Source organism: Tardiphaga sp. 768_D3_N2_1, assembly GCF_052076105.1.
GTDB lineage: Bacteria > Pseudomonadota > Alphaproteobacteria > Rhizobiales > Xanthobacteraceae > Tardiphaga.
The window spans coordinates 3,521,462-3,545,585 of record NZ_CP197245.1 but is presented as its reverse complement, the minus strand read 5'-3'; the positions used below and the strand labels follow the sequence as shown (position 1 = coordinate 3,545,585).

The window sequence follows — 24,124 nt, the reverse complement described above, 5'->3', positions numbered from 1 at the left end:
TCCCAATGCAGTCGAGATGGTCAGGCGTCGATTTGTAGGCGAAGTGGATCAGGGTTTCAGCGGTTCTGCCGGCTTCGCTGCGCCGTATTTTGCGCGGCGATATTGCGGATACCATTTGGTGAAGGCAACGGCGGAATTGCGAGCGGCAAAGGCCACCGCAAAGCCGATCCATAGCGGCAGCGAGGGCATGTAGATGATCAGCATGTCCGCCACCAGCATCAGCACGAAGGCGCCAGCCCAGGCCCAGGTGATGATATAGTTCGCCTTCATGAAGCCGGGCAGCTTCAAGGTTTCGGCGTCCACCACCTCGCGGGCATATTGCAGCGTGAAGGGCAGGCGGATCGCCAGCGACAGCAGGACGATTGAGAGCACGCAGACATCGACGGCGAGGCGTACAGCCACCGGGCTCCAGTTGCCGTCGATCAGCGTGATGTAGCAGCCGAGCGCGCTGAAGATCAGCACCGAGCCTGCCGCGAGCATTTTCAGCGAACCGCCGCGGATCACGTCCCAGACCACAATGCCGAGCGACAGCGTCGCCGCGGCGAACAGGCTGAACGCGACCGACGTTACCATCATCAGCATGGCGAAGACGCCGAACGGGGCAATGATCAGAAAGGAAGCCATGGCGTTTCCAGTTCGGGCTATCTTGACGTTGTGAAGGAGCGTTGCGGGCCCGTTTGTGAGGCCTTTGCGCCGCTGCGCATCATCCAGCGATCATATGTCTTGCGAGAGCCGGCAGACATTGCTGACCGGCGTGAAAACGTCATGAGAAGCGGGGGTGGCCGCGCCGGATGGTTCGATGCCCATGAGCGTGGTCCCGGTTACAACCAGCACGAGGGCCAGGCTGCTCCAGCTTGCTGCCCGGGTCATCATGTCCGGCCTGCGATATGCGGTTCGTGCGAGAACGAACTGTGTCGCGGCACCTGCAATGGCGACGGCAGTCGCGATCAGCACGTCTCCTGCGATCGCAAAGGTCGTGAAGAAGGCGATGGTGGAAAGGAAGCCGATGGCCAGCTTGGCGAGGACGTTGATCATGGCGTGGTTCCGCGCGCTTGTTGTCGAGAGAGAACTTTTATCGTTGTGCTTGAGGAGGCGGTGACAACGGCGCCGATCATGAGAAAGGACGTCACGCTGTTTTCCGGTCGCTCCATCTTTACGATGTCAAGATTTTTTCTAGGCCTTGCCTGCGGCTTCGTCAACAAAAATCTTTACACTGTCAAAATTATGAGAGATAATGCTTTAGCGTATTCAAAACAAAGTCTTACGAGGCGTCCACCCAGTTGCCGTGAAAGCCCGCCGGTACCCGATGACCGAGCTGGACGAGCGCGATCGGTCCCGCGGCGATATCGGTGGCATTAAACACTGCCAGATCGCTGCGGTTCTGCCGGGCGCGCCACACCACCGCGAGCAGCCAGCCATCGCCTTCGGCTGCATCCTTGCTGCGCGCGACGAAGACGGGTTCGGAGATGCTGTCGCCGAGTGGCAGCATGTATTGGCCGAGCCTGATGCCGTCGCGCCAGACATGCGTGATCCCGGAAAAGGCCTTGCTGGCACCCGGCGCCGGATTATCGCAGGCGTACCAGCCTTGCGTGCTGACGAGGCCGGAGCGGCGCTCGTCGATGCGCGGGAATTCGCCGGTGACGTCGTCGAGATAGGTGCGCGTGAAGCGATCGGTGTTGGCGGCAAGATCGAAAGTCCAGCGACAAAGTCGTGCATTGGATCTCGCGGGATCGGTAGGCGAACCGTCGGGATGCGTGAACAGCGGTGCTTCCTCGGACTGCATGACGTCGGCGATGATGCGCTCGCCTTCGTCCCACGCATTCATCACATGGAAGACGTAGCAAGCTTCGGCGCGAAACCATTTGATATCATCTGCGCTGCCGCCGCGCTTCATCACGCCGACGTAAGACCCCTTGTCCGGCTCCCAAGCATAGGGCGGGCGGCCCGATCGCGCGCGATCCATGCTGCCGGTGATGGGCAGGATCGGAAACAGCAGATGACGATCGGTGACGATGAAGTCATGCACCATGCTGGCATAGGGCGCATCGAAACGTTCGAAGCGCGTCACGATGCCGGATGAATCGATTGCGCCGAACGAGATCGTCGGACTGAAGATTCCGCGGGCGTTATAGCCGAAGAAGGTCATTTCGCCGGTGACGGGATCGATCTTGGGGTGCGCGGTAAACGGCCCGCCGATGCGGCCGCGATAGTTCTGGTAGCCGAGCGTCTTCAGCGTGCCCGGCTCGATCTCGGTCGGAGGATGTCCTTCCTCGAGCGCGAGCAGGCGGCCGGCGTGAAAGATGATGTTGGTATTGGCCGCGCCTGAGTCGTTGCCAAGCGAAGCAGGGGCATCCGGCACTTTCTGCCCGAAGCCGCGATAGAGCGCGCGGCCAGCATCGTGCTCGGCGAGAAATTTCGGTGTGCGAACCCATCGATTGCGATAGCTCGCGCGGCCGTTCTCGATGTGAAAGGCATGCAGCATGCCGTCGCCGACGAACCAGTGCGAGCCTTTGGTTTCGAATTGCGGATTGGGGCCGTTGCGATAGAGCGTGCCGTTGAGTTCACGCGGCAGTTCACCGATGACTTTCAGGAACGGCGCGTCGCACTCCATCGGAATCGGCGCAAGATTGTCATGAGCAGCCTCGATCGGGTCCAGCAGCGCCATCGTCGTCTCCCATGTCCGTTATCTTTACGTTGTCTAGATTGCTAGATGTGAGCGGTCGGCCCGTCAAGCAAAATCTTTACAGTGTAAAAATGGCAACCTATAACATCACCATGACAAAGCAGACCAAGACCGCGAAACCGCGCGCCCTATCGCCGGCCCGCCGCAAGAAGGGCGCAGCACAGGCGTCCGCCAAGGGCACGGCCAAGAAGGTCGCCAGCGCTGAGTTCCCCTATCATCACGGGGACCTGCATGGTGCGCTGCTGAAAGCGGCGGAAATCGTGCTGGAGCGGGACGGCTTGTCGGGTCTGACGCTGCGCGCCGTCGCCCGCGAAGCCGGCGTCTCTCACGCGGCTCCGACGCATCACTTCGGTGATCTCACCGGCCTTGTCAGCGAACTCGCGGCCATCGGCTTTCGCAACTTCAACGCCACAATGATTGCGGCTGGCGCGACCGGCACGACGCCGCTCGAAAGCGCGCTCGCCCGCGCCAAGGCCTATCTCGCTTATGCACGTGCGCAGCCTGGCATGTATCAGCTGATGTTTCGTACCGAACGGCTCGACATGACCCGGCCTAATCTGCGCGAAGCAGCCAATGCATCCTTTGCCGGTCTCGCCAGTGTGGTCGGCGCGCAGCACCCCGGCAATATTGCCACCGATGCATTGACCCTCGAGCAGGCTGCGCAGATCGCGCGGACATGGTCGCTGGTGCATGGTTTCACCATGCTGACCCTCGATGGCCGTCTCACCGACATCCTGCGCCGCTTGCCTGACGGCACCGACGCAGAGAAGCTGTTCGTCGAGATGCTGAAGATTACTGTCGCCAGGGTGATGGAAGCGCCGAAATAGCGAAACTCTTCGCCTGACGTTGTTTGCGGTCGCTATCGCTGTCCGTCATGGACCGAGATATCGGAGGCTGCCAGCCCGCCAATACGTGCGTGCGGTCTTCCGCCGGTTGCCATCACCAGGCCGAAGGCGATCTCGTCGCGACGTGGGCCATCCCAGACAGTCATTTCAGCGGTGCTGAAATGACTGCGGACATAGGCCGCTTCGATATGGCCCAGCGGCACCATCAGGCGTGTGCCGACGCCGCCCAAGGTCTTCGCAGCAGGCACGATCGCTTTGGGCTGACCGAGGACCTCGCGCATCGCCCAGCCGCCGGCCTCATGCCACACTGCCGCGTGCTCAAGCTCGCCGTCGTCACCCACGATCATTCCCTTGCCGTAAGCCTCAATGCGTTCCTTGCCTCCGAGTTGCTGAACGAGTTCGGTCGCCAGGAAGCGGCCAAGGTCGCGAAGCTCGGCCTGGAAGGCCATCAGGTCCGGCTCGTATCGACCAGCAAAAGGATTGCGGATAATCGCGAGCGCTGTGCCGACCTGAAGCGGCTGCGCGAGACGCGGCCCGCGCTCATGCCAGACCGTCTCGACGGATGTCTGCGTCTTGCGAATATCATAGGATGTCATGGCGAGATCAGTTCGTATGTGAAAGCAGATGCGAGCACGCGGGCGGCTGACTACTCATCGATAACCGGATTGCTGAGAATGCCGAGTTTCTCGATTTCGACTTCGACGACGTCGCCGGCCTTCAGGAATATTGGAGGCTTCCGCGTAAAGCCGACGCCGGCAGGCGTGCCCGTCGCAATGACGTCGCCTGGTACAAGGTCGAAGATTTCCGATGCGTAGTTGATGAGCCGCGGAATTGAGAAGATCAGATGCGACGTATCTGACGATTGGACCACGGCGCCGTTGACGCGGGTTTCGAGCTTGAGCTTGGTGGGGTCGCTGACTTCATCGGTGGTCACCAGCCAGGGCCCGAATGGGCCGGTGCCAACGAAGTTCTTGCCTGCTGCAATCTGTTGCGCGTGCCGCTGATAATCGCGGACGCTGACATCGTTGTAGATCGAATAGCCGGCGATGTGATCCATGGCTTCGCTCTCGGGAATGTGCCGGCCGCCCTTTCCGATCACGACAGCGAGTTCACCCTCCCAGTCCAGATGCGTGGAGACCTTCGGTCGAATGACCGGCTGATTGTGCCCGACCTGAGAGCGCCAGACCCGCAGAAAGATTGGCGGGAATTCGGTGATCTGGCGGTCCATGCCGTGGGCAACCGCTTCCTTGTGGTGATCCATATAATTGCGCACAGCGCAGACGATTTTTTCGGGGCGCGTGATCACGGGCAGATAGTCGATGTCGGACAGTTTGAGATCTGGCGTGTGTGCGCCGACCAATGCGTCGCGCTTCGCGAAATCGGGACTGGCGATGAAATCAGCCAGCGTCGGATATTGCGGAAGTGCCTTGCCGAGATCGACCACTGCTTCATCGACGACGGCACCCCAGCTCTCGCGCTTTTGGTGGCTGAATGACAGGAGCTTCACGGTGGCGCCTTTCTGTTCACTTCGGAATGCTTTAAATTTCGTAATCTGACATTATTTTCGAAAATTAATCTTAGCAAGGGGGCTTGATGACAGAACAACGCTTTTTATCGGTGGGGGACGTTGTTCTTCTGCCGCGGACCCGTCAGTGCACGGCGCGCCCGTTTCATGCTTCCGTCAGCAGGTGGGACGCGTATTTGAGGACATTGTCGGCCGTGCTGCGGATGTGGCGGTCGATCAGGGATGTGGCCAGTGCCGTGTCGCGGGCGATCGCTGCCTGCATGATGGCGCGATGCTCGCCGACCTTGTCGCGTGGTTGCGGACGGAACATGGAAGACAGGTTTCGATAGCGTTCGGCGCGCTCGAACAGGGATGCGCGAATCCCGAACAGGGTCGGGGAGCGGCCGGAGGACACGAGCGCTTCATGAAACTGACGGTGAGCAACCTGCCACTCGGGATTCTCGACATGGTTGCCGGGAAGCCGTTCCTCGATGCGCCCCAGCCTGTGCAAGGTCGACATAACCGCTATTTCCCAGTCATCTTCGCCATTTGCAATCGATCGACTGAGCAGTTCGATCTCAATCAGGATTCTCGTCTGAGTGATGTCATTCAAGTCTTCGCTCGTGACGGGGGCCACGCGAAAGCCACGCTGCTCCTCGGCAAGCACCAGACCATCCGCGCTCAATGAGGTCAGGGCTTCGCGCAATGTGGTGAAGCTTGCGCCGAAGGCGAGCTTCAGAGCATCGAATTTCAGGGGCTCGCCAGGCTTCATCCTGCAGCTCACGATATCCTGCCGGAGTCGGTGAGCAATATCGGACGCGAGTGTCTTGCCGAATTCTTTACGTAATTTGACGGCCGAAGCTGTCATCGAATGGCCCTCAGATAACGCCGGCTGGTTGCGCCGCCTGACCGCAGAATGCCGTCGCGTGACGGCTATTGCAATAATTTTCGTAATGGATCATATTTTCGAAAATATCTTTCAGGGGTGGATTCATGAAAGCCGTGCTTGTTCACCGTCCGGGCGGACCCGAGGCACTCGAATATGCCGATGTGGCGGTTCCCTTGCCGGGCCCGAAACAGGTGCAGATCAAGGCGGAAGCTTTTGGGGTCGGCCAGCCGGATGTTCTGATCCGCCGCGGCGTCTACAAATGGATGCCGCCATTGCCGGCCAATCCCGGAAATGATGTGGCCGGGCGCATCTCTGCCATTGGTGCCGACGTCACAAGCATTTCAGTTGGCCAGAAAGTGTTGCTCAGTGCCCGCGATCTGTCGCAGCGCGGGGGCTGTTACGCCGAATATGTGGTCGCGCCGGCCGACGCGATCCATTTGCTACCCGATGCCGTCGATTTGCAGGACGCCGTGTGTCTTGCGAACTATCAGGTCGCCTGGGCGCTGCTGCATGAATGCGGTGGGCGTAATCCCGCAGGCAGTGTGCTTGTGATTGGTGCTGCCGGGGGCGTCGGCACGTCGATCGTGCAACTGGCGAAGCTCGCCAACATGACCGTGATTGGTACGGTGAGCACAACGGAAAAAGCCCAATTCGCAAAATCCAACGGTGCGGATCACGTTATTTTTTATCGCGATGAAGATGTCGTCGCGCGGACACGCGAATTGACCGGGGGAAACGGCGTCGGCCTCGTGCTCGACCATGTTTGCGGTCCCGAATTCGTGTCCTATCTCGGCGTGCTCGGCAAATGGGGGACGCTGGTTTCCTACAACGCCTTTGCGGGGCTTCCGGAAGAGAACCTGATGGGAGAGATGCGGAAGTATCTCGACATATGTCCGGCTGTCCGCTGCTTCTCCTTTCACATCTACGACCATGACCGCGACGCGCGCCGCGCCATCATGGGGCAGCTGATCTCGCTTCTCGGGCGAGGGGCGATCAAGCCGGCCATTTCCGCACGGCTGAAATTATCTGAGGTCCGACAAGCTCATACATTGCTGGAGTCCGGAGGGGCGCTCGGGAAAATCATTATGACCCCGTAGGCGGACGGCTATCGGTCTGGAACAAGATACGGAGGAACACATGATCAAGGTAAAACGCATCAGACATGTGACGTTTGTTACGCCTGATATCGACAGGCAGATCGACTACTATCAAACGGTGGTCGGACTCGGCGTGGTGACGCGTGACGCCAGTCGCGCACTGCTGGCCACCGACTCGGACGAACTCGCCGTCGTCCTGCAGCGTGGCGATCAGGCAGCCTGTCGGCGATTGACCTTCGAAGTGCCGCCCGATCTGGATTTCGCCGACCTGGTGGCAACACTGTCGCGGGCCGGAATTGCGGCCGAGATCCAGTCCGATCCTCTTCCTGGCGTGTCCCGTTCGGTGCTGTTCCGCGACTTCGAGAACATGGAGATCGAACTGCTTGCGGGGCCGACATTCGCTGTCGCTCAACAGCCTGTCGGCGGCATTGCAGCCGACCGCCTCGGCCATATCGCGCTCTACACGCAAGATCCGCTGAAGGCGTCGAAATTCTATGGTGACGTGCTGAATTTCCGGGTGTCGGACTGGATCGAGGACGCCTTCGTCTTCATGCGGTGTGGTTTCGATCATCACTCCGTCAATTTCGCGCGCGGCCCGGGTCGGCGATTGCATCACGCGGCCTTCGAGCTCCGTGATGCCTCGCACATGCATCGCGCCTGCGATCTGCTCGGGCGCAAGAAGATGCAGATCCTGTGGGGACCGGTTCGTCATGGCCCGGGCCACAATGTCGCGATCTATCATCGCGATCCGGATGGCAATCTCATCGAGCTGTTCTTCGATCTCGATCAGATGATCGACGAGGAGCTTGGCTATTTCGAGCCGCGCCCATGGCACCGGGATCGTCCGCAACGCCCCAAGGTCTGGGTAGGTCTCCCTCGGGATATCTGGGGGCCGGCTCCATCGCCGGAGCTCGCGGAGTTCAAACGCAAAGCGACATGACATCGCTGCCGACAAAGTCGCCGCCATGAAGCGACAGATCGGCACCTCGGCGATCAACGCAGAAGAAATAAAAGGAAGGAAACATGAGCAAGCTGTCGAAATCCATTCGGCGCAGAGTTTTCGCATGCGTCGCGGTGTCTATATTCATAGTCTCGTCGCTCGATGTGCGTGGCGCCTCGGCTCAAGCCTACCCAAATCGTGTCATTCGTATCGTTCACGGTTTCGCATCGGGTGGTGCGGCGGACACGCTCTCCCGCGTTGTTGCCGACGGGCTGGCGAAACAGCTCAATGAGACCGTCATCGTCGAAGCGAAGCCTGGTGCAGGCGGCAATCTCGCATCGGACGCGGTCGCCAAGGCTGCGCCTGACGGATACACGCTCGGCCTTGTAACCGGAGGCCATGCGATATCCGCAGGACTTTACAAATCGCTGCCCTATCAGCCGGTCGACAGTTTCGAGATGGTCTCCACGATCGTCTATTACGCGCTCGTTGTTGCCACCCGCAGCGACTATCAAGCCAAAACGCTGGGAGAGCTCATCGCACTCGCAAAGGCCAAGCCGGGATCGTTGAGTTTCGGATCGGTCGGCTTTGGCAGTACGCATCACCTTGCTGGTGAATTGTTGAAAGCGGCAGCCGGCATCGACGTGCTGCACGTGCCCTACCGCGGCGACTCCCAGGCGATCACCGCACTGCTCGCGGGCGATGTGCCCCTGATCGTTGGCACCAGCGTGCTTGTTGCGCCGCAGATCGAGAGTGGTGCGGTGCGCGGCCTCGCCGTCACATCATCGACCCGGAGTGCTTTGCTGCCGAATGTTCCATCGGCCGACGAGGCAGGTCTGAAAGGTTTTGATGTCAGGACATGGGCGGGACTGCTGGCGCCGAAGGGTACTCCGCCGGCGATCATCGCCCAACTCAACGCGGCCGTTCTGAAGTCTCTGGCCGACCCGGGGATCAGGGCGCGGCTTGAAGCGGCGATCGGTGGCGAGGTGCGGGGAAGTACGCCGCTGGAAATGCGCGACCTGGTCACAACGGAAATCGCCAGATGGACCGCCGTGATCGATACCGCGAAAATACCGAAACTTTGATTGCGGATCGCGCGATCGATTTGATCCCTACCGGGCTGGGTCCGGGATATTGCGCGATGCCATCGCCAGTGCGGTGGCGCGGCCGCCGATGCCGACGACGCTGATCTTGTCCGTCTTGCAATCGAAGCCGCGTGCCAGCTTGTCAGCAGCCCGGCGCGCGGCTTCATTGGCGTCGCGCGTGCCGTTCACCTCGATATGAGCGACGTGGCACACCGCGCCCGGCGGCAGGCGAGTCACAACCAGCACCTGTCGTGTTTTTGGCGCGGCTTTGGACTGGCTGCCATCGCCGACGGCCACATGCCAGCGCTGGATCATCGCGAATGGCTTGCCGCCGCTGAGACGCCATTCGATCGTATCGGTGGTTGAATTGAAGGCGGCAAAGCCTTGTGACGCGGCCGGTTCGTCCTCGGCGGCCTTCAAGGTGCGGCCGACGGTGATGGTTTCGCGCAAATCGCCTTCGGTCTTCACGACGACGAGGCCGGCAGGCCCGCGGCAGGTCCACTGGGCGCTGTCATCGGCATCGACCTCGCTGGCCGCGACGGGCATCTTGCGACAATTCTTCGCTGCCGTGGAGCTGTACATGCTCGTGATGTCGCTGGCCGCCGCAAGGGATGTGGCGGAGATGACGGCTGCCAGAGCGGCGGCGAAAACGGGAAATCGTTGCATGCGAAGGCATCCGGACAAACAGGTGACCACGCTTTGACGTTCACAAGCTGGGGAAGGTTCAACGGAAGCGGCTGACAAGGCTGGTTGAATCGCGCTAGACAGCTTGGTCAGCCTTCATTTTGTCTCCAGCAGCGTCAGTTCCTCATCCCATGCCCGCCTCGACTTCCGCCAAGCCATATCGCATCGGCCGTTCCAAAACAGGTCTCGGTCTTTTCGCCACCCAGCCGATCAAGAAGGGCGTCAAGATCATCCGCTACTTCGGGCCTTTGCTGGATTCGAAGAACGAGAAACACGACGCGATCGAGAACAAGTACCTGTTCCAGATCAGCAAGCGCTGGACCGTCGACGGTTCGATCCGCAAGAATATCGCGCGCTATATCAACCACGCCTGCAAGCCAAACGCCGAGTCCGACGTCAACGCGGCGAAGAAGAAGATCACCATTCGCTCGATCAAGAAGATCGAGCCGGGCGAAGAGATCAACTACGATTACGGCACGGAATATTTCAAGGAATACCTGAAGCCTATCGGCTGCAAATGCGATGCCTGCGAGAAGAAGCGCAAGAGGAAGCGGGCCGAGGCGCGCGCCGAAAAACTGAAGGCCAAGGAGAAGGCCGAGCGCAAGGCGCTGAAGAAGGAAGAAAAGGCGAAGGCCAAGAAGGCTAAAGCCAAGGCCAAGAAGGCCAAATCTTCGGGCAAGGCGGCTTCAGGCAAAGCGGCTTCGGGCAAAGCCAAGACGACCAAGGCCGCCGCGAAGAAGACCTCCGCAGCGACCAGGGCCAAGTCGGTTAGGTCCAGTAAAGCAAAGGCCGGCAAGGCCAGGAGCAAGGCGGCTTAAGCCGCCTGTGCCGCTGCGCTCCGGCGCAGCCCGATATATTGCAGCTCCGCGAACACGCCGACCGTGATCGCCTGCGCGGCCACGAAGACCTGGCCGAGCAGGTTCGGCGTCACCGCGCCCGAGAACAGCAGGCCGATGCTGCCCAACGTCCACAGCGCGTTGCCGATGATGATCACGAGCACAAGCAGCTTCGGCATGGCTGCGCGGGTGCCGAGCCAGCCGACCAGCGCTGCATAGGCGATCAGAAACAGGCCGGATTCCAGCAGCAGCGCTTCAGGCAGATGCAGCAGCGGCACCAGCATGCCGGCGGCAAAACTTAGCAACAGGGCCATGGCGCCTGAGACGATGGCGTCGATCTGGATGGCGCGGCGGAGCAGGAGAGAGGGATTGATCATGGTCGTTATCCTTGGGTTGGTCGTTGTGGATGTCCCGACAATGACGGCGCCGCGGAGCCAAATCGATTACCTGTGAGGTCATGGAAGCTGCGAAATTCGCGTGTTAGCTTTTTGCCATGAGCACACAGCTAGCAGCGACCTCCGCAACATCCCGTCCCGCCGGGATCGGCCATCATTTGCGCGAATGGCGGCAGCGCCGTCGCCTGAGCCAGCTCGATCTGGCCGGCGATGCCGAGATTTCCACGCGCCATCTGAGTTTCCTCGAGACCGGCCGCGCTGCGCCCTCGCGCGAGATGGTGTTGCGGCTGGCCGAGCGGCTCGACGTGCCACTGCGCGAGCGCAATGTCTTGCTGGTGGCGGCAGGCTTCGCGCCAGCCTTTCCGCAGCGGGCGCTGGACGATCCAGCACTGACCTCGGCGCGTCAGGCCATCGACCTCGTGCTGAAGGCCCATGAGCCGCATCCGGCGCTGGCCATCGACCGGCACTGGAATCTGGTCACCGCCAATCGCATGGTGATGCCGCTGCTGTCAGGCATCCCGCCTGAATTGCTGGCACCGCCGCTCAACGTGCTCCGGCTGAGCTTTCATCCGCAGGGGCTGGCATCACGCACCGTCAATCTCGGTGAATGGTGCGCGCATCTGCTGGAGCGGCTGCACCGGCAATGCGAGGCGACGGTCGATCCGGAATTGCTCAAACTGTATCAGGAATTGAAGACCTATCCGGTGCCGGCGCGGTCGGCGCCGATCGCGGCCGACAGCGTCGTGGTGCCATTCCGCATGAAGCTTGGCGACGATGTGCTGAGCTTCATGTCGACGACCATGACCTTCGGTACGCCGCTGGATATCACGCTGTCGGAAATCGCCATCGAGACGTTCTTTCCGACGGATGAGATCACGGCGAACAGGCTCCGGGCGATCGCTGCGAACGGGAACTAGCGGTCTTGCCGCCACGGTCCATGACGCTTATTTGTGGGCGGAACAAATACAGGGAGCCCGCCCATGAGCGCCATCAAGCCGCTTCAGATCGATATCGTCTCCGACGTCGTGTGCCCGTGGTGCTATATCGGCAAGCGCCGCATCGAGAATGCGCTGGCGCTGGCCTCCGACGTGCCGGTGCATGTCAATTGGCGGCCGTTCTTCCTCAATCCGTGGATCCCGCGCGAGGGCATCGATCGCTCGACCTATCTGGAGACCAAGTTCGGCTCGGTGGAAGCCTATAAGGGCATCGCCGGTCGTGTCGTCGATGCGGCTGAGCAAGAGGGACTGACCTATCGCCCGGACAGCGTGAAGCGCCAGCCGAACACCATCGATTGCCACCGGCTGATCCATTGGGCCGAAGCGTCCGGCAAGTCGGCCGAGGTCAAGCAGCGGCTGATGGAATTGTATTTCCGCGATGGCGGCGATCTCACCCAGAGCGAGACATTGGTTCAGGCCGCAGCTGATGTCGGGCTCGATGCGGACGAGATCCGCAAACGCCTCGCCACCGACGAGGATGTCGAGCTGATTTCCGGTAACGCCAAAGAAGCTGCGGACAAGGGCATTTCCGGCGTGCCGACTTTCGTCTTCGCTGGCAAATATGCCGTGTCCGGTGCGCAGGATGCGGAGAAGCTCGCGCGCGCGATCCGTCAGGTGTCGGCGGAAATCAACGCCGAGGCGGCGGAGTAGGGCGCGCTTACGCGCCCTTCAGATAATAGTTCGCCTTCTTGCCAAGCGCGATGCGGCGCAGGACTTTACGCATCGCCAGCGAACCGCGGAGCGGTTTGATTGCCGTTGTCACGGTGCGGTAGAATGCGAGCTTCAGCATATCCAGCACCGGCTGCTGTCCCGGCGGCTTCTGCGGAAAGCCGATGCCGCGTAGCATCGAGTTGAAGAAGTGCAGGTCGTTGACGCGGCGCACCTCGCGCGTCTTCCAGGTGATCGCCATCGAGATCGAGAACGAACCGGCGGTGCGCACCCAGTGCGGCCACTGATAGGGCACATAGCAGCCGTCGCCATCGAACATGTGAAACTCGACCGCGCGCGGCGCAAAACTGTCGTCGAATTTGAGATTGCGGTGCTTGGTCATCGAGCGCTCGATCTCGTCGTCGGAGACGATGGCGCGATCGTTGTTGTCGTAGATCGTGAAGAACTTCTCGCCGTGGATCTGGACGAAGAAATTGTCCTCGCTGTCGAGATGGAACGGCGTGGTCGAATTCGGCGACGAGACGAACAGGAAGCCTTCGAGTTGTTCGAATCCGGCATCGAGCAGGCTGTTGAAGCCGCGGGCGCGGGCCACCGACAGCAGCGTGTCTTCAAGCAGCTTCCTATACTCCGGCGAATTTTCGATCCGCTTCAGCACCATCCAGGCGCCGGCAGTTTCGATGCGCTTGACCACCTCGACCGGGTCGAGATCGACCGACGGGATCGCATCGGGATCCTGGCTGATGGCAACCTTTCCCGAATTGTATTCGATGAGATCGCGGGGCAGGTCGGCCGCGAGCTGCGCAATGCGCGGCAGCGTCAGCAGTGGATGTCCGGCGAGCTTGTGCCTGATGGCGAAGGGCTTCAGCGGGAAGTCATTCTTGAGCGATTGATTAGCGGCCGAGATCACCGGCGCGACGTCAGTAGCTGCGTTCATGGCTGAACCCCTGATATCTAGCGGAGACGGTTGCGGATTGAGCGGGCCACGCGTCGCAGCGGCTCGCGGATGGAACGACGCAAGGTCAAGGCGCCGTGGATGAGCGAGACCAGCGGGTCGTGCTTGCGCAGCGGGATCAGCACGTCGCCGATGGCGAGGCGGCCGCGCCAGATCGGATCGATCATGGGATGACCGGCATTGGCCGTGGAGTCGGCGCAGGCAATCGCAGGATCGGCGCAGAGATGCCGCGTCACGTCGAGCGTGAGCTGCACACCGGGGGACAGTTTGGCGAAACGCTCATCGACGCCGAGCTTGAAATAGAAGGCGCGGTCGAGATGCCTGAGCAGCACACCGGCTGCGACCGGCGTGTCGCCGGCGCGCAGCGTGACAATCTCGCATTGGCCGCGTTCGGCGAGCGCCTTGGTGGCGCTGCGGATGAAGGCACTGTCGCCGGCATCCTGCATCAAGGCGGTGCCGCGTTTGCCTTTCCATCCGCTCGCTTCCAGCGTCAGGAATGTGTCGATGGTCGCCGCGATCTCGGCCGGCGTGCGCGCGATCTCGAATGTCACATCGCCGTGTTCGGCGAGGCGGTTGCGCTGGCGGCGTAGTTCTTTCAGCTTCTTCGCACCGAGCGCATCGCGCAGCATTTCGTCGGCATTGCGCGTGGCGTCGAGACAGGCGCGGGCGTGGGATTGCAGAATGCGCGGCGCAAGATCCTGCATGGCGAGCGACTCGCGGATGGCCTGCATCGCGGCACCATCGAGGGAGACGTTCTCGATGATCAGCGCATGCGCACCGGCCTTGCGGGCCTGCGTCATCAGGCGCGTGACGGCATCTGGGGCCATGTCGCGATCGAGCAGCGGCGTAGAGAGCGTGCCATAAGGATCGGCGCTGACGAGTGCCGGGAGAGGAAGGCGATAGGCGCGCCGCGCCGTGATCACCGGGAGCAGTCCGATCAAGCGGGGCGTTGCGGTATCGCTCATCCAGGCGCTGAGTGCGGCGACATCGGTGCGGCCGCGCGCGGATGCATTTACGGCCAGTTCCCAGTCGGCCAGGTAGTAGCCGTTCGGCTCGATGGCCTGCTGCGCCAGCGCACGCCATGGCTCCGGCGCGATCGTCGCCAGCGGCGCGAGCGCATCGGGCGCAGACGCTGGGCGGCTCGCCGCGGTCATCCCGGCACCCGTTGTTCTGCTGCCATGCATGCCGGCTGGGTTTGCAATGTCGACCACGTCCCCGATCCCCGTCGCAAGGAAGGCGGCGCAGGCCGCTGCTCCATTGCTGTCTGCGGAGGTTAGGAGAAACATTCGAATATCCGGTTTTTCCGGAGACGAAATTTGACGGGAATGTGCAACGGGTCGTTCACCAAACGGTCGCTGAAAAAGCCTGCGTTTTCAGCGGATATAGGCGGGGCAGGGTGGCCGGTGCCGGAGAATTCGCGCGGTTCCGGGGACGGGCGGACCTGCGGTCGATGGTCGCGGCCTCGCCATGTTGGGGCTGGAAAATGGCCCATACGTCAGGCTATCAAGGCGCCGGAGGGACCCATAATGAGAGCATTGGTATTGGCGATCGCGGCACTGGCGCTTCTGGCCGGTCCGGCGACAGCACAGATGGGCGGCGGCGGCAAGCGCGGCGCCGATCATGCGCCTGCGCCCGAAAAGCCGAAGATTGACGAGAAGGCTTACAAGGCCGCCCTGGAGCGCGTGCCGACTCCCAAGGAAAAATACGATCCATGGGGCGGCGTCGCGCCTGCTCCCGCGCCTGCAACGGCCGCGAAGAAAAAGTAGTCTTCGGACAGCACATGCCGCACGCGGTTCCCGTGAACCGCGTTTGCGTTCATTACGACCAAATTGGGCAGCGGCAGGCCGTCGCATTGTTGGCGTACGGCCATCCTGGTTTCATTTGAATCAGGCGGGGAATTGTCCGTCGCGCAAACCGGCTCGTCCGGGGAGGGTGTTCGATGGCTCGTCCTGTCATTCGCAGCGCGATCGTTGCAGCCACGGTGATGCTCGGCTCGCAAGCCGCATGGGCCGAAAGTCGTCTAGCGCTGGTGATCGGGCAATCCTCCTATCGGTCCATCGCGCCGCTCCCCAATCCCGTCAATGACGCCAAGGCCATGGCGCAGATGCTCGGCGATGCCGGCTTCGAGGTGCAGTCGGCGATGGATCTGTCGCAGACCGATCTGCGCGCCAGGATCGCCGGCTTCGCCGCCAATGTGTCCGCCAAGGGGCCCGACACCGTGGCTCTGGTGTTCTATGCCGGCCACGGTCTGCAGATCGACGGCGAGAACTATCTGGTTCCGGTCGATATCGATCCGAAGCGTGAAGCCGATATTCCGCTGCAGGCGGTCCGGCTCAACGACATCCTGAACACGCTGACATCCGTGCCGAGCAAGAGCCGCATCATCCTGCTCGATGCCTGCCGCAACAATCCGTTTCCGGCTATCAGCAAGACCACCGGCCGCGGGCTCGCCCAGGTCGATGTGAAATTCGGCACGCCCGGCACGCTGCTGTCATTCTCGACATCGCCCGGCGCCGAAGCCGAAGACGGCAAGGACGGCAACAGCCCCTATACGACGGCGCTGCTGAAGGCCGGCCGCGAGCCGGGCCTGCCGATCGAGGACGCCTTCAAGCGCGTACGACTGTCGGTCAATCAGGCGACCGAAGGCCGGCAGACGCCGTGGGAGAGCTCGTCGCTGGTCAATGACTTCCGCTTCTTTGGCACTGATGCCGGCGCCAAGCCGGCCGTGACCAAGAAGACTGTCGATCAGTGGCGCAAGGAGCTGCAGGGCAAGCCGGTGCAGGACGCCAACAACCTGATCGTCTCGGATGGTTCGGTGGAAGCCTATGAAGCCTTTGTCGGCCTCTATGCCGAACCGCCGCTCGGCCCGCAGGCGAAAGAATGGCTCGACCGTCACTACAAGATGGTGGCGTGGAATAATGCCGTCATCACCAACACCGCGCCGTCCTATCGCGATTTCCTGGCGAAATATCCCGACAGTGACCTGACATCGACCGCGCAGAAGCTCGAGGAGCGCACGCGCAACAAGCCGGTGCCGGTTGTTGCAACGAATACGCCGACCAATGTCGCATTGGCTGGACCGGGCCCCACATGCCCGTGCGGCACCCCGCCCGCGGCAGCGCCTGCATCGAAGAAGGCCGAGAAAACCACCGAGCCTGCGAAGAAGCGCGCCGACAAACCATCACCACCGCCGCGGCGCGGCCGTGAGATCGTGGAGGAAGAGATCGTTATTCGCCGTGCTCCGCCGCAGGTCTATTACGAGCCGGTGCCGCGCATCTATTACGGCGGCGGTGGCTATGGCGGTTACGGCGGCGGCAACTATGGCGGCCGCGGGCGCTACTGACGGGCGCGTTTACTCGAACGCCACGCCAAGCTGGCGGTCCGTGTTCCACACCGGCCGGCAGCGGCGGATGAACTGATCCGCCTCGATCACCAGCATGAGGTTCTGCGGCAGGCCGAGAGGGCTTGCGATATCGACACGCGCGCCGGAGGCCGAGAGGTTTCGGACGGTGCAATCGATACCACCGCCGCCAAAGGCCAGCGTGCCGCGTTTCAGAACCCGGTGTCGTGGAGCCGCTCGTTTCTCGATCATGGCCGTCGTCCGCATCGTCTACATGCGCGATGTCTAGCACCGCCGCCTTGCCGGCCGATAAAGCGGATCGCGCAAATCCGGACCCGTCTGTTCATCCTTCATGAAGTTCTGACCGGGGCGATCAGAAGATTTCATAAAAATATCAGATCGAGGAAATGGGCCCCATGATACCGTCCGGCTGTGAGCGCTCGGGCCAGCCATCGGCCGGCGTCATTTTCCGGAGAAGAGGACCATGATGAAGATCGCCTGCGCGTTGTTGACTGCCGCTGCCATGTTCTCTGCCGCGCCGGCCCAGGCTGTCGTGCTCGATCTGTCCACCATGTCCTGCAAGCAATTCGTCGACTCCGGCCCCGACGAGATCAAGATGGTGCTGACCTGGATGGACGGCTGGTACAAGGGCGACTCGGACGACGCGATCATCGACACCGAAGTGTTCGTCGAGAATGCCAAGAAGTTCGGCACCTATTGCGCGGCGCACCCGACCATCAGCATCGTGACGGCCGCGGAGAAAGTGCTGGGCAATTAGGCTCCAGTCCGGGCCAGCGCTTGGGCATCCCGGTTTTCGGGTTTCCCGGTTTCCGGAGGTTTCAACCTGCGTGAGACACGATGGGGTGCCCTGCGCCAGGTGCTTGGCGGGCCTGAATGGCCAGTGATATAACGCCTCCGAAATTCACGGAGCTTTGGTGCCATGAAACTGTCCCGCAAGTTATTCGGCGTCGTCGCAGCGCTCGCGCTTCTGACCGGACCGGCCGCCGCGCAGATGATGAATCTGATGCCGGAGGTGAAGACCAAGTCGGCGGAGGAGAAGGAGCAGGACGCGATCACCGAGAAGGCGTATCGCGAGTCGCTGCGCAAGATTCCGGACACCAAGGCTGCTGCGGATCCGTGGGGCAATGTGCGCAGCGATGCGCCGAAGGCGGCTGCGCCCGCGAAACAGCCGCGCACCAAGACCGGCAGCGCAGCGAATTGATCAGGCGGCGACCGTGGCGTCGGCGGCTCGTGCCGCCGGTCGTGCAAATAGACTGAAGCCCGCCGCGCGGCGACTGACATATGCGCCTGTGTCAGTTGCTCCAGGACAGCGGCACTTCGAACAATCCGCCACTGTCTTCATTCTCGACGACGATCGCGCCCTTTATCGTGCCAAGGCTGCGCACCATCTCCATGGCGAGCTGACGTGCGTGCAGCATCGCTTCCTGATCGTCCTTGAAATTCGTTCCTTCATCATCGAGGAACGTGTTTTCGGCGATAATATGAAAGAAAAATCGAGTCACGGGAAACGACCACAGCTGGCGCGCGCGTATATGGCCTGCAGCACCTGAGGTTGCTGTAAGACGATGATACCGCTAGACCAACTTGTTCCGCGCGTCGATAGAAATGTGCAAATTTTGCGGCAAATGAACGGTTTTTTTTGGCGCAGCCAGCTTCGTCTCGGGTGCGATCCCGGAACCTGATGCCGCTCCGGATTGCCGATTAAGAAAGGCCGGCGCCGTCGCGACATTGTTGCCATATGACGGGTTCGTTTCGCTTCGGCATGACGCAAGGCGTCGCCGGCGGTTCGCTTGCAAGGAGAGGTGATGTTGGCAGCCGATCTCGTATTTGCATGTGCCCTGGTCGTGATGATCGGCTGCAATCTCTATGTTGCGCCGCGCATCCCGCATGCGCGCATCGCGATGCAATGGGGCTTCGACGGCAAGCCGACATGGGATGCGCCGAAGCGCATCGCACTATGGGGCATGGTCGTCTTCATGCTGATCGTGCGCCTGGTCATCTGGACGGCGATGACATTTGCGCCGGACAAGGTTCATGGTGCGGAGCTCGGACTGGTGCTGGCCTCGGTGATCATCGCGGCGTCGCACATCTTCATCGTCCTGCAAGCCATCAGGCGCGCGTAAACTGCGACAGGACGTCTCCGTGCGGCGGCTGGCCTTGCTGTTCGAGACGGGCTAGGGAGGATCAGGGCGGAGATCGAAGCCGCCGTCAAAGGCGAGGGGCATATGTCGCGCGACCGGTTCTGCTTCTTCCACCCGTTTCGGGTGCGCTATTCCGAGATCGATGGCCAGGGTGTGGTCTTCAACGCGCATTATCTCACTTACTTCGACACGACTATCACCGAATATTTTCGTGCGCTCGGCTATGACCAGTTTGCCGATGCCAAGGCGAGCGGCGTCGACTTTCACGTCGTCAAATCGGTGATCGAATACAAGGCGCCGATCCTGTTCGATCAGGAGCTCGATGTTGCCGCGCGCGTGGCGCGGATCGGCAATTCCAGTCTGGTGTTCGAACTCGGCATCTTCGCGCGCGCAGCCGACGATCTGTTTGCCACCGGCGAAATCGTCTGGGTCAATACCGACCAGAAGACTCATCGCCCGGTGCCGATCGCGCAACCGATCCGCGATCTGATCGCCACGCGCGAAATACATCTCGCGAGATAAGGCACAGGTTCAATGGGCCCGGTGCATGGCGCCGGGCGGCTCTAGGCTGACTCGTCCAGATCGTAGAAGTGGGTGAGGCCCCGGCTGATCTCCATCAGCCTGTCCCGAAACGGGGTCTGGGCCGGATCCGAATAGCTCACAATGATCCGCCAGCTATCATCCAGCGAATAGATGATCACGCTCATGTTTTTGGGCCATGGCCCGGCAATGGCGGAAGCTTCCCGGATAATCTTCTGAAGTTCGGCGGCGGTTTTCTTTGGCTTGGGCAATCCACGCTCCCTGGCTAGAAGCGTTCTAAATTGGCGGCGCAGGCCTGTCCAGTCTCCGTCACGGCGCCAAAACGCCTTTTCCTTCAATGGAATCGATGAGGGCGGGTTGTCGTTGCCGGAAAAGCCGTCCGCTAGGGCGGCATTACTTCCTCGGCAACAGCTGCAAGGTCATCCACGGAATAGGAAAGAGTGGGAACAGCAACGCCCCAAGGAGGAACCAGGCGCGTTCGGAGCGGCCTCTTTCTGCCGCGTATGTCGCCGTGAAGCGCCCCGCCAAAAGCGCCACGGCGAGAACGGGGATCGTGATGAAGATGATCCAGGACAACATCGGCGTTCTCTGATGCGTCGGCTGAAGCACATGGATCGAACTTAAATTGGCTCACTCTCGATGTCGCACAAGGCCAACAGCCACGGGAACGAGGCCAGTACCAAAATTCCGGTGCCGGCCGAAGCAGGTCACGCGCGATCTAAAAATGCGTCGCTGCGAACCTAAGCCTGGATTGATGCGACCAACCAGCCATGACCGACATCCCCGCCCAAAGAATGTCTCACCGACCATGAAAACCCAGGCCGCTATTGTCGTCTCCACCCTCATCATCGCCGTTGTCTTGGCGATCACAACGCGTTGGGAAGTGTCGGGCGCTCAGGCGGTGACTCTCCGAGGGGAGCCGGTCTACCACTCTGTCCGGCTGGATCGCTGGACCGGAGCCGTCAGGCTGTGCCGTATCAGAATTGTCACGACAGAGTGCGACTGATCCCTGTTTCTCAAGGCAGAGGCCGCTGCTTTTTTCAGACGAGACCGCTGAGGCCGGAAACAGGCCAGTACCAAATAAAAAAGCCACCCATTGAGGCGGCCTTATTTTGCGAACACGAGTGTTACGACTATCGCGACGGGGATTAGCCCAACCGCAATGACGAACATGCTATAGATGTGGTCGTCTATCATGGCACGACCCCGCACTCAGCAATGTGGGGACAGATTATAAGCCGGCCTCCGTCCAAGTCCTGTGCAGTTTGTGCCAAAATCAAACCAGGTCACTGGTGTCTTCAAACGAGGCCACTGTGGCCGGACACAGGCGAGCACCGGAATTTGAGTTCATGGTGCCACTGCGAGCGGGTGCTTTGGTAGAGCCAGCCAGTGCGGCGGATGACCCATTCAAACCGCGTCACTTATGAAAAAGGCCGCCTACCGCGGCGGCCTCAGAATGCGGCGATGCAGATGATATAGAGCAGCGCGCATGCCAACACGGCAGACCATGTGGTCGATGCCGCGAGGAGCAAGGACTCCTTGGTTACTCGCCGGGCCACTCAGCGCGATAGTGATTTGGGCGGGCTGCAGTCCCGGCGATGAAATCCAGCCGTCGATATGGAGGGCGGTCTCGATCTGACGGAGCTGGCGCTCAAGGACGTCACGTTGCTGACCGGGGGATGCGCATTCCAGTTGCGCGCGAATGCGAGCTTTTCCGCGTTCAATCTCTCGTCGAATTCATGAGGGTCTAAGAACAGGCGCTTCATGACGCGCTCCTTTCCATGAGAGGAAGGCGGGGGCGCTAGCGGGCGTTCTCATCACAGATAGAAGCCAAGGACATCTCTGTGATGGTCGAAGTCTGCACCTGAAACCAGCAGGGAGCGAGTCAATTCTTAACGAATATGACCGGTAGCCAAATTTCGGTACTGGCCGAAATCGGCCACTCGCAGAGTCAGAGTAGGCCACTACCGATTTTGTTTAACCTCCGATGCTCAAAGCATTTCGCGCCCTTACAACGAGTTGAACGAAATCCCTTCGACGGCAGACCAAGGTGGGATGAAGCGCTTTCTGATATTCCCGGCTCTCTTTCCGCCCCTTGCGTTGGTCGTGTTCACGGCGCCCGATGGGTTCAAGAATCTTCTCGATTGGATGGTGATGGCATACGCGATCGCGGTTATCCCGGCCTTGCTGTTGGCTTGGGTCGATTGGGCGCTTTCCGCAAAGCCATTCCGAGTCATGGGAACGGCGGTCATAGCAGCACTAGCTGCAGTCTTGATTGTGCGCTTCTTGTCGGGAGGATCAGAAGAGTTATGGCCAGTCCTGATGGTTGGGCTTGTTGGAGGAGTTCCGGCCGCGGCATGTTCGTGGCTGTCAGATAAATCGCCTCTGGCGGTCAACTAGTGCAGTTGGCGCGAGTCCGAGATTTTAGCAGGATTTCGCGCGAAGCAGCCCGTGACATTTTCAAGTTAGGCCACTGAGGCCGGAAATAGGCCAGTACCGTATCTTGGGGACTTCGCTAATCGTTCGGCGGCGTCTGATATCTCCGTTTGTGCGGATATGCCGAGCTTGTTTAGCAAGCGCGCTCGCACATAGGACATTTGCTCGATCGATCCACCAAAGTAGCTCACCAACTCCTCATCGGTTTTGCCAGCCGCAAACCGCCTTAGGAGCTGCTTTTCGCGAGGGCTCAACAGTACATCTTTGTCCATGGCATAATGTGCCGTTCACGACACGGAATGCGGCCTTACTTTATGAATACGAGGGCCGTTACTATCGCGACGGGGATTAGCCCAACCGCGATGACGAACGCGCTATAGAGGTGATCTCTTGTCATGGCGCGCCCTCAGACGAGGGAGCGTTTATAGGCTTCTCTCAGGGAAAGTCCTGTGCACTTTGTGCCAAAAGCGAAATCGACGGCCTTACTTCTTTGGATTGAAGCGCCCACCCAGCGTTTTGATGCTTCCGGCCGAAGGTTGCGTCTTCGTGAACTCGGCTATGGCCTTGGCCAGCTCAGCATCCGACATCGGGTTGACGGGCTGATGCAACGAGCCGTCCCGAAAGCTACGCTCGATAGCAGCGTAGTGCTCAGACTCATCGACAAGAATGAGCTTTTTTATCCGGGCTAGGATCGCAGAGAAGGGCATGAGGGGATTGTGGCCGCTGTCTCCAAATTAGGCCACTGCTGTTTTCAAACTAGGCCACTGAGGCCGGAAACAGGCCAGTACCCAAATTTCAAAAAGAACATATTGCGAACATAGAACAGATGGGGTACATTGATTTCACCCCGAACAGCGCTGTCCTTTGGCGCCTGCCGTTTGTCCCTGTCGCGAATCCCTTCATAAGGAGCTAAATCAATGGCTACCAATCCGACTGCCCTGCGTATCGTTGAAGGATCCTCCATGGACAAGACCAAGGCCCTGTCGGCCGCGCTCTCCCAGATCGAGCGCCAGTTCGGCAAAGGCTCGGTGATGAAGCTGGGCAAGAACGACCGCTCCATGGATATCGAGGTGGTGTCGACGGGATCGCTCGGTCTCGATATTGCACTCGGCGTCGGTGGTCTGCCGAAGGGCCGCGTGATCGAGATTTACGGACCGGAATCTTCGGGCAAGACGACTTTGGCACTGCATTGCGTGGCTGAAGCCCAGAAGAAGGGCGGCATCTGCGCCTTCATCGATGCCGAACACGCGCTCGACCCGGTCTATGCCCGCAAGCTCGGCGTCAATGTCGATGAACTCCTGATCTCGCAGCCGGACCACGGTGAACAGGCGCTGGAAATCGCCGACACGCTGGTGCGCTCCGGCGCGGTGGACGTGCTGATTGTCGACTCCGTGGCGGCCTTGGTGCCGCGCGCCGAACTCGAAGGCGAGATGGGCGATGCGTTGCCCGGACTTCAAGCGCGGTTGATGAGCCAGGCGCTGCGCAAGCTGACCGCCTCGATCAACAAGTCCAATACGATGGTGATCTTCATCAACCAGATCCGCATGAAGATCGGTGTGATGTATGGATCGCCGGAAACCACCACCGGCGGCAATGCGTTGAAATTCTACGCCTCGGTCCGTCTCGACATCCGCCGCATCGGCGCGATCAAGGAGCGCGACGAAGTGGTCGGCAACTCGACCCGCGTCAAGGTTGTGAAGAACAAGCTGGCGCCGCCCTTCAAGCAGGTCGAGTTCGACATCATGTATGGCGAAGGCGTGTCCAAGATGGGCGAAATCCTCGATCTCGGCGTGAAAGCGGGAATCGTCGAGAAGTCCGGCGCCTGGTTCTCCTATGATAGCCAGCGCCTCGGTCAGGGCCGCGAGAATTCCAAGGCGTTCCTCAAGGCCAATCCGGACATGACCGCCAAGATCGAAGCTTCGATCCGGCAGAATTCCGGCCTGATCGCCGAACAGATTCTCGCCGGTCCCGTTGAGCGCGATGAAGACGGCGGTGACGGCGAGGAGCCGGCAGAAGATTAATCGGATCGGGTCCAGAGACGCACTGACGTTCATGCGCAGTGATTTTACTGG

30 protein-coding genes are annotated in these 24,124 nt (G+C 60.7%); 15 read left to right on the top strand and 15 right to left on the bottom strand.

Features of this window, described 5'->3' with window-relative positions:
• Nucleotides 1-48: 48 nt before the first annotated feature.
• The 3 genes from AB8A27_RS16750 to AB8A27_RS16740 form a co-directional block, all read right to left on the bottom strand.
• Nucleotides 49-624 carry a hypothetical protein gene (locus AB8A27_RS16750; protein ID WP_441242869.1) on the bottom strand — a complete coding sequence of 192 codons (576 nt, stop codon included), beginning with the start codon at nt 622-624 and terminating at the stop codon, nt 49-51.
• A 90-nt stretch (nt 625-714) separates the two neighbouring features.
• The gene (locus AB8A27_RS16745; protein WP_441242868.1) at nt 715-1,035 is read right to left on the bottom strand and encodes a hypothetical protein; all 321 of its coding nucleotides are present in this window, start codon (nt 1,033-1,035) and stop codon (nt 715-717) included.
• Nucleotides 1,036-1,261: 226 nt separating this feature from the next.
• The gene (locus AB8A27_RS16740) at nt 1,262-2,665 is read right to left on the bottom strand and encodes a carotenoid oxygenase family protein (RefSeq protein ID WP_441242867.1); all 1,404 of its coding nucleotides are present in this window, start codon (nt 2,663-2,665) and stop codon (nt 1,262-1,264) included.
• A gap of 110 nt (nt 2,666-2,775) precedes the next feature.
• On the opposite strand from AB8A27_RS16740, the gene AB8A27_RS16735 reads away from it, so the two are divergent.
• Complete coding sequence (locus AB8A27_RS16735) at nt 2,776-3,510, top strand: TetR/AcrR family transcriptional regulator (RefSeq protein ID WP_441244934.1); 735 nt, start codon at nt 2,776-2,778, stop codon at nt 3,508-3,510.
• Nucleotides 3,511-3,542: 32 nt separating this feature from the next.
• Here AB8A27_RS16735 and AB8A27_RS16730 read toward each other — a convergent pair whose 3' ends face one another.
• The 3 genes from AB8A27_RS16730 to AB8A27_RS16720 all read right to left on the bottom strand — a co-directional run bounded on the left by AB8A27_RS16730 (nt 3,543) and on the right by AB8A27_RS16720 (nt 5,900).
• Nucleotides 3,543-4,124: an amino acid synthesis family protein gene (locus tag AB8A27_RS16730; protein WP_441242866.1), complete on the bottom strand. Its 582-nt coding sequence runs from the start codon at nt 4,122-4,124 to the stop codon at nt 3,543-3,545.
• Nucleotides 4,125-4,174: 50 nt separating this feature from the next.
• Entirely contained in the window at nt 4,175-5,035 is an 861-nt protein-coding gene (locus AB8A27_RS16725) for a fumarylacetoacetate hydrolase family protein (protein WP_441242865.1), read from the bottom strand.
• Between the two features lie 163 nt (nt 5,036-5,198).
• Nucleotides 5,199-5,900, bottom strand: coding sequence for a GntR family transcriptional regulator (locus AB8A27_RS16720; RefSeq protein WP_441242864.1), 702 nt, complete (start codon nt 5,898-5,900; stop codon nt 5,199-5,201).
• Between the two features lie 125 nt (nt 5,901-6,025).
• On the opposite strand from AB8A27_RS16720, the gene AB8A27_RS16715 reads away from it, so the two are divergent.
• The 3 genes from AB8A27_RS16715 (at nt 6,026) to AB8A27_RS16705 (ending at nt 9,043) form a co-directional block, all read left to right on the top strand.
• Nucleotides 6,026-7,018 (top strand): zinc-dependent alcohol dehydrogenase family protein, encoded by a 993-nt coding sequence (locus AB8A27_RS16715; RefSeq protein ID WP_441242863.1) that lies wholly within the window; start codon nt 6,026-6,028, stop codon nt 7,016-7,018.
• A 40-nt stretch (nt 7,019-7,058) separates the two neighbouring features.
• A complete protein-coding gene (locus AB8A27_RS16710) occupies nt 7,059-7,958 on the top strand; it encodes a VOC family protein (protein ID WP_441242862.1) in 900 nt (299 codons plus the stop codon).
• 83 nt (nt 7,959-8,041) lie between these two features.
• A complete protein-coding gene (locus AB8A27_RS16705) occupies nt 8,042-9,043 on the top strand; it encodes a tripartite tricarboxylate transporter substrate binding protein (protein WP_441242861.1) in 1,002 nt (333 codons plus the stop codon).
• Nucleotides 9,044-9,070: 27 nt separating this feature from the next.
• Here the strand turns inward: AB8A27_RS16705 and AB8A27_RS16700 are convergent, their stop codons facing one another.
• Nucleotides 9,071-9,709: a hypothetical protein gene (locus AB8A27_RS16700; RefSeq protein ID WP_441242860.1), complete on the bottom strand. Its 639-nt coding sequence runs from the start codon at nt 9,707-9,709 to the stop codon at nt 9,071-9,073.
• 149 nt (nt 9,710-9,858) lie between these two features.
• On the opposite strand from AB8A27_RS16700, the gene AB8A27_RS16695 reads away from it, so the two are divergent.
• Complete coding sequence (locus AB8A27_RS16695) at nt 9,859-10,545, top strand: SET domain-containing protein (protein WP_441242859.1); 687 nt, start codon at nt 9,859-9,861, stop codon at nt 10,543-10,545.
• Here the strand turns inward: AB8A27_RS16695 and AB8A27_RS16690 are convergent.
• Nucleotides 10,542-10,940: a hypothetical protein gene (locus tag AB8A27_RS16690; protein ID WP_441242858.1), complete on the bottom strand. Its 399-nt coding sequence runs from the start codon at nt 10,938-10,940 to the stop codon at nt 10,542-10,544. The genes AB8A27_RS16695 and AB8A27_RS16690 overlap by 4 nt on opposite strands.
• Before the next feature lie 116 nt (nt 10,941-11,056).
• On the opposite strand from AB8A27_RS16690, the gene AB8A27_RS16685 reads away from it, so the two are divergent.
• Nucleotides 11,057-11,875 (top strand): helix-turn-helix domain-containing protein, encoded by an 819-nt coding sequence (locus AB8A27_RS16685; protein WP_441242857.1) that lies wholly within the window; start codon nt 11,057-11,059, stop codon nt 11,873-11,875.
• Nucleotides 11,876-11,938: 63 nt separating this feature from the next.
• Complete coding sequence (locus tag AB8A27_RS16680; RefSeq protein ID WP_441242856.1) at nt 11,939-12,604, top strand: DsbA family oxidoreductase; 666 nt, start codon at nt 11,939-11,941, stop codon at nt 12,602-12,604.
• 7 nt (nt 12,605-12,611) lie between these two features.
• On the opposite strand, the gene AB8A27_RS16675 is transcribed toward AB8A27_RS16680, so the two are convergent.
• Together AB8A27_RS16675 and AB8A27_RS16670 are read right to left on the bottom strand one after the other, a co-directional pair.
• Nucleotides 12,612-13,556, bottom strand: a complete 945-nt coding sequence (locus AB8A27_RS16675; RefSeq protein ID WP_441242855.1) for a JmjC domain-containing protein — start codon at nt 13,554-13,556, stop codon at nt 12,612-12,614.
• A 17-nt stretch (nt 13,557-13,573) separates the two neighbouring features.
• Nucleotides 13,574-14,785, bottom strand: coding sequence for a GNAT family N-acetyltransferase (locus AB8A27_RS16670; protein WP_441244933.1), 1,212 nt, complete (start codon nt 14,783-14,785; stop codon nt 13,574-13,576).
• Nucleotides 14,786-15,100: 315 nt separating this feature from the next.
• On the opposite strand from AB8A27_RS16670, the gene AB8A27_RS16665 reads away from it, so the two are divergent.
• Both AB8A27_RS16665 and AB8A27_RS16660 read left to right on the top strand, forming a co-directional pair.
• Nucleotides 15,101-15,340 (top strand): hypothetical protein, encoded by a 240-nt coding sequence (locus AB8A27_RS16665; protein WP_441242854.1) that lies wholly within the window; start codon nt 15,101-15,103, stop codon nt 15,338-15,340.
• Nucleotides 15,341-15,513: 173 nt separating this feature from the next.
• Nucleotides 15,514-16,917, top strand: a complete 1,404-nt coding sequence (locus tag AB8A27_RS16660; RefSeq protein ID WP_441242853.1) for a caspase family protein — start codon at nt 15,514-15,516, stop codon at nt 16,915-16,917.
• Nucleotides 16,918-16,926: 9 nt separating this feature from the next.
• Here the strand turns inward: AB8A27_RS16660 and AB8A27_RS16655 are convergent, their stop codons facing one another.
• On the bottom strand, nt 16,927-17,166 hold the full coding sequence (locus AB8A27_RS16655; RefSeq protein ID WP_441242852.1) for a PilZ domain-containing protein: 240 nt from the start codon (nt 17,164-17,166) through the stop codon (nt 16,927-16,929).
• A 235-nt stretch (nt 17,167-17,401) separates the two neighbouring features.
• On the opposite strand from AB8A27_RS16655, the gene AB8A27_RS16650 reads away from it, so the two are divergent.
• Together AB8A27_RS16650 and AB8A27_RS16645 are read left to right on the top strand one after the other, a co-directional pair.
• On the top strand, nt 17,402-17,692 hold the full coding sequence (locus tag AB8A27_RS16650; RefSeq protein WP_441244932.1) for an HdeA/HdeB family chaperone: 291 nt from the start codon (nt 17,402-17,404) through the stop codon (nt 17,690-17,692).
• A gap of 162 nt (nt 17,693-17,854) precedes the next feature.
• The gene (locus AB8A27_RS16645; RefSeq protein ID WP_441242851.1) at nt 17,855-18,136 is read left to right on the top strand and encodes a hypothetical protein; all 282 of its coding nucleotides are present in this window, start codon (nt 17,855-17,857) and stop codon (nt 18,134-18,136) included.
• A 91-nt stretch (nt 18,137-18,227) separates the two neighbouring features.
• On the opposite strand, the gene AB8A27_RS16640 is transcribed toward AB8A27_RS16645, so the two are convergent.
• Nucleotides 18,228-18,437: a DUF6894 family protein gene (locus AB8A27_RS16640; protein WP_441242850.1), complete on the bottom strand. Its 210-nt coding sequence runs from the start codon at nt 18,435-18,437 to the stop codon at nt 18,228-18,230.
• A 303-nt stretch (nt 18,438-18,740) separates the two neighbouring features.
• Here AB8A27_RS16640 and AB8A27_RS16635 point away from each other — a divergent pair, with 303 nt between their 5' ends.
• Nucleotides 18,741-19,058 carry a hypothetical protein gene (locus tag AB8A27_RS16635; protein ID WP_441242849.1) on the top strand — a complete coding sequence of 106 codons (318 nt, stop codon included), beginning with the start codon at nt 18,741-18,743 and terminating at the stop codon, nt 19,056-19,058.
• Between the two features lie 102 nt (nt 19,059-19,160).
• Nucleotides 19,161-19,598 carry an acyl-CoA thioesterase gene (locus AB8A27_RS16630; protein ID WP_441242848.1) on the top strand — a complete coding sequence of 146 codons (438 nt, stop codon included), beginning with the start codon at nt 19,161-19,163 and terminating at the stop codon, nt 19,596-19,598.
• A gap of 41 nt (nt 19,599-19,639) precedes the next feature.
• Here the strand turns inward: AB8A27_RS16630 and AB8A27_RS16625 are convergent, their stop codons facing one another.
• Nucleotides 19,640-19,867 (bottom strand): hypothetical protein, encoded by a 228-nt coding sequence (locus tag AB8A27_RS16625; RefSeq protein WP_441242847.1) that lies wholly within the window; start codon nt 19,865-19,867, stop codon nt 19,640-19,642.
• Nucleotides 19,868-20,009: 142 nt separating this feature from the next.
• On the bottom strand, nt 20,010-20,195 hold the full coding sequence (locus AB8A27_RS16620; RefSeq protein ID WP_441242846.1) for a hypothetical protein: 186 nt from the start codon (nt 20,193-20,195) through the stop codon (nt 20,010-20,012).
• A 1,476-nt stretch (nt 20,196-21,671) separates the two neighbouring features.
• Here AB8A27_RS16620 and AB8A27_RS16615 point away from each other — a divergent pair.
• Complete coding sequence (locus AB8A27_RS16615) at nt 21,672-22,016, top strand: hypothetical protein (RefSeq protein ID WP_441242845.1); 345 nt, start codon at nt 21,672-21,674, stop codon at nt 22,014-22,016.
• A 518-nt stretch (nt 22,017-22,534) separates the two neighbouring features.
• Here AB8A27_RS16615 and AB8A27_RS16610 read toward each other — a convergent pair.
• A complete protein-coding gene (locus AB8A27_RS16610; protein WP_092146489.1) occupies nt 22,535-22,759 on the bottom strand; it encodes a hypothetical protein in 225 nt (74 codons plus the stop codon).
• A gap of 210 nt (nt 22,760-22,969) precedes the next feature.
• Between AB8A27_RS16610 and recA the strand changes: the two genes are divergently transcribed.
• Nucleotides 22,970-24,073 (top strand): recombinase RecA, encoded by a 1,104-nt coding sequence (gene recA / locus AB8A27_RS16605; protein WP_441242844.1) that lies wholly within the window; start codon nt 22,970-22,972, stop codon nt 24,071-24,073.
• Nucleotides 24,074-24,124: the final 51 nt, after the last annotated feature.